The organism is Streptomyces sp. ADMS, assembly GCF_033441795.1.
Lineage (GTDB): Bacteria > Actinomycetota > Actinomycetes > Streptomycetales > Streptomycetaceae > Streptomyces.
Genome location: NZ_JAVFVX010000085.1, coordinates 1 through 3,376, shown reverse-complemented (window position 1 = coordinate 3,376; position 3,376 = coordinate 1). Strand labels below are relative to the sequence as shown.

Genomic DNA, 3,376 nt, shown 5'->3' with positions numbered 1-3,376 from the left:
CACCGGACACCACCACGACCACGCAACCGACGGAGCGCATCCAAAGATCACCGACAGGCCTCGGCCCCCCCGACCACCCGGCACCCGGCACCCGGCACCCGGCACCCGGCACCCGTGCCAAGCTCGCCGACCCGGGCGCACTCCACCGTCCGAGATGACCGTGCAATGGTCACCACCGGACACCGCCACGACCGCGTCGGGCACGAGGGCCGCCGTCGCCTCGGCGACGGTCCCGGCCGCCGGGGCCGCGCGCACGTCGGAGCGCCGGTGGTGGGGTCCGGGTCGCGGCACGGTCGCGACCGGCTTCATCGCCGCCCGTGCGCGCGGGGGCTCCCCGCGCTGGTGCGGCATGACGCGCTGCGGCGACCGGGCCAAGGCCGCGCTGTACCGCTTCCGGCACGCCTGACCGGTCGGACACGGGTTTCCGGCGCGGGCGTCAGAAGCTCCACGAGACGGTGTTGTCCAGCTGCATGAGGGTGACCAGTACGACCAGGTCGGCCACGCCGAGACCGAGGCCCAGCAGTGCCCGGCCGCGCCTCTGCGTGCCGCGCCAGAGGGAAACTGCGGCCAGCGTGATGGCGACGGGGCCGAGGAAGATGTTGAGGACCAGCAGGCCCAGCAGCCCGAGGACGAAGGACGCGACAGCCATGCCGTCGGCGTCACGGGGACCGGTGCCGGTGCGCTCGTCGCGGCCGGTGGCCGATGCGGTGAGTTGCATGGTGATCAGCTCCGACGGGCGTGGCGCTCACGGAGCGCGAAGATGCCGAGCCAGACGGCGATGCCGACGGCGGCCAGGACACTGGACGAGACCGGGAGGTGGGCGACGGCGCCCAGCACCATGCCCAGCAGCAGGAGGACGGCTACAAGGAAGAACATGGATGAGAATCCCTTCCGTTACAGTTCAGTGAACGCTTGTAGTAACACTTGTTCACTGACCCCTGAGTCTAGCGGGTCTCCCGGCTTTTCAATTACAGAGAACAGTTGTTAACTGCATGGCATGAGTCACACTCTCGGCATCCGGCAGGTCCAGAAGCAGAAGACCCGGCAGGCGCTCCTGGACGCGGCGCTCGGCCTGCTGGAGGACCAGAGCCTGAGCAGCCTCGGTCTGCGCGAGGTCACCCGTGCCGCAGGCGTCGCCCCGACCGCCTTCTACCGCCACTTCCACTCCACGGCCGACCTCGGGGTCGCCCTCGTCGAGGAGGCGCTCGGCAGCCTCCACCCGATGATCGGTACGACGGTGTCCGGGGCAGGCGACAGCGAGGAGCGCATAGTCCGCGCGGTCGACCTGATCGCCGGTCACGTCCAGGCGCAGCCCGCGCACGTCCGCTTCATCGCGCGCGAGCGGCACGGCGGGGTGCAGCCGGTCCGCGAGGCCATCCGGGACCAACTGGCCCGGTTCGCCGAGGAGGTGCGGGACGCGCTGGCCGAACAGCCCGAGTCCGAGGGCTGGACCGAGGAGGACCTGCTGATGCTCGCGGGCCTGTACGTCGACCAGATGCTGATGACGGGCTCCCAGTTCCTGGAGACGCTGGACGCACCGGCGGCGCAGCGCGAACTGGTGGCCCACCTGGCCACCCGCCGGATGCGCCTGATCGCCATCGGCCGCCGCCACTGGCTGGCCTGACCGGCGGAACACCTCCGGAACATACGTGGGCGGCGCGCCCGTCCGTCGAGCGCGCCGCCCATGCCGTACCCGCGAGGCCCCTGGGCCCCGCCGCTGTCAGCCCTGCTGTTGAGCCTGCTGTCCCTGTCCGCCCTGACCACCGCCGGGGCCACCGCAGCCACCGCCACCCTGGCCGCCGCCGGGACCGCCGGGGCCGCCGGACGGCATGCCCGAGGGCGCGCCGGAGGGAGCCGCACCGTCGGCACACCCGATGGAGCCCCTGAGACACCGTCGGTCGGGGCACCCGACGGGGCACCGCTGGGCGCACCCGAGGGGGCACCGGACGGCATGCCCGAGGGTGCCTGGCAACTCTGCCCGGAGGTACCGGAGTTGCCGGTGGTGGAGGACGACGAGTCACCCGAACCGCAGGCGGTGAGCACCAGCGGGGACAGCGCCAGCAGGGCCACGGCGGGGACGAGACGCACACGCTTCATGAGAAACAACTCCAGGAAAGATGAGGGAGCTTCGAGGCGGGCATCGAATCAACGACACCTTGTGCTTTCTTGAGCCCGCTCTGTGCCCTGCCTGTGCGTAAGGCAAAGCACGGCTACAGCAACGCCTCCGACCTGGGGTTTCTTTCCGAAGATCAAACTACCCGCTGGTACATGTCCGTGACAGAAGCCGCCTCGGGGGCGTCACCCGAGCCGCACGCTCGCCAGCTGCCGCGACTGGGCGACGAGTCGGTCCGCACTGTCCCAGACCTCGGCGTCCTCCTCCAGGAAGCCGCCGGCCAGGTTGCGGGTCGTGATCGAGACCCGCAGCGGGCCCGGCGCCGGTCGGCAGCGGACATGCACGGTCAGCTCGACCGTCGGGACCCAGCCGGACAGGCCGATCTCGAACGCGGTCGGGGGCAGCGCGTCGACGGCGAGGAGCAACGAGAGCGAGTCGGCGTCGCGACCGTCGGCGAGCCCGAACCAGGACCGCATCTCCCCCTTGCCGGAAGGCGCGCCGAGCGCCCAGCCGAGGGTGGACGGGTCGAGCTTGAGCATCAGCCGGTCGGCGATGGCGGAGCTGCCGGAGACCGGGGCGGGCGCGTCCTGGGGGCCGAAACACTGGTCCATGGGCGGCATCGCGGGCGGTTCGGCGGTCGTCCGGACATCGTCCGGGAGGGCGTCCAGGTCACCGTAGGAGGCGAGGACGCGTATCCGTTCGACCTCCTGGCCCTCGTCGTCGAACTGGAAGAGCGAGGCCGTACCGGTCGACAGCGAGCGTCCGGTGCGGACCACGTCCGTACGGACGACGGCCGGACCCGGGCTGGACGCGGTGAGATAGTGCGCGGAGACACTGAACGGGTCGCCGTGCGGGAGGGCGTCCGCGAGGGCGCGGCCCAGCACGGCCAGCAGATAGCCGCCGTTGACAGCGTTGATGATGGTCCAGCCGGCGGAGAGGTCGGCGTCGTAGACACCGGGCGCACGCCGGGTGACGGCGGTGTCCCGGTCGAACTCACTGTCGCCGATGGTGGCTCGCGCGGCCTGAACGGAATCTGCTTCTGGCATGCGTGAACCCTACAACAGGCACATACTAAGCGGTAGCTTTTTTCCCTGGTAAGTGCCCGGAATGTCTCGGGTGCGGGTCCGTCCGCGCACGCGACCGACAGGACCGGATCGTCGACTCTGCTGCGCAATTCGCTGGACCCGCAGGAACAGCCGCCCGGAGCACACCGAGCACGGCCGCGTCGCCGCAGGTCGCGGAGTGCAGTCCAGCGGCCCCGAG

General features: G+C 71.0%; 5 protein-coding genes and 1 pseudogene. 2 read left to right on the top strand and 4 right to left on the bottom strand.

Features of this window, described 5'->3' with window-relative positions; genetic code table 11:
* Positions 1–159 precede the first annotated feature (159 nt).
* Positions 160–336 (bottom strand): annotated as a pseudogene (locus tag RB628_RS29255) (chorismate synthase); the annotation flags it as partial.
* A 13-nt stretch (positions 337–349) separates the two neighbouring features.
* Between RB628_RS29255 and RB628_RS29250 the strand changes: the two are divergent.
* Positions 350–406, top strand: a complete 57-nt coding sequence (locus RB628_RS29250) for a hypothetical protein (RefSeq protein WP_318323561.1) — start codon at positions 350–352, stop codon at positions 404–406.
* Between the two features lie 30 nt (positions 407–436).
* Here the strand turns inward: RB628_RS29250 and RB628_RS29245 are convergent, their stop codons facing one another.
* The gene (locus RB628_RS29245) at positions 437–718 is read right to left on the bottom strand and encodes a DUF4190 domain-containing protein (RefSeq protein WP_318323535.1); all 282 of its coding nucleotides are present in this window, start codon (positions 716–718) and stop codon (positions 437–439) included.
* Positions 719–723: 5 nt separating this feature from the next.
* Complete coding sequence (locus RB628_RS29240; protein ID WP_318323534.1) at positions 724–876, bottom strand: hypothetical protein; 153 nt, start codon at positions 874–876, stop codon at positions 724–726.
* Between the two features lie 121 nt (positions 877–997).
* On the opposite strand from RB628_RS29240, the gene RB628_RS29235 reads away from it, so the two are divergent.
* Positions 998–1,624, top strand: coding sequence for a TetR family transcriptional regulator (locus RB628_RS29235; protein ID WP_318323533.1), 627 nt, complete (start codon positions 998–1,000; stop codon positions 1,622–1,624).
* Between the two features lie 674 nt (positions 1,625–2,298).
* On the opposite strand, the gene RB628_RS29230 is transcribed toward RB628_RS29235, so the two are convergent.
* Positions 2,299–3,159 carry a thioesterase family protein gene (locus RB628_RS29230; protein ID WP_318323532.1) on the bottom strand — a complete coding sequence of 287 codons (861 nt, stop codon included), beginning with the start codon at positions 3,157–3,159 and terminating at the stop codon, positions 2,299–2,301.
* Positions 3,160–3,376 lie beyond the last annotated feature (217 nt).

Coding starts and splice junctions, on each gene's coding strand:
- RB628_RS29245 (WP_318323535.1), bottom strand. CDS start 718: ATGCAACTCACCGCATCGGCCACCGGCCGCGACGAGCGCACCGGCACC.
- RB628_RS29240 (WP_318323534.1), bottom strand. CDS start 876: ATGTTCTTCCTTGTAGCCGTCCTCCTGCTGCTGGGCATGGTGCTGGGC.
- RB628_RS29230 (WP_318323532.1), bottom strand. CDS start 3,159: ATGCCAGAAGCAGATTCCGTTCAGGCCGCGCGAGCCACCATCGGCGAC.
- RB628_RS29235 (WP_318323533.1), top strand. CDS start 998: ATGAGTCACACTCTCGGCATCCGGCAGGTCCAGAAGCAGAAGACCCGG.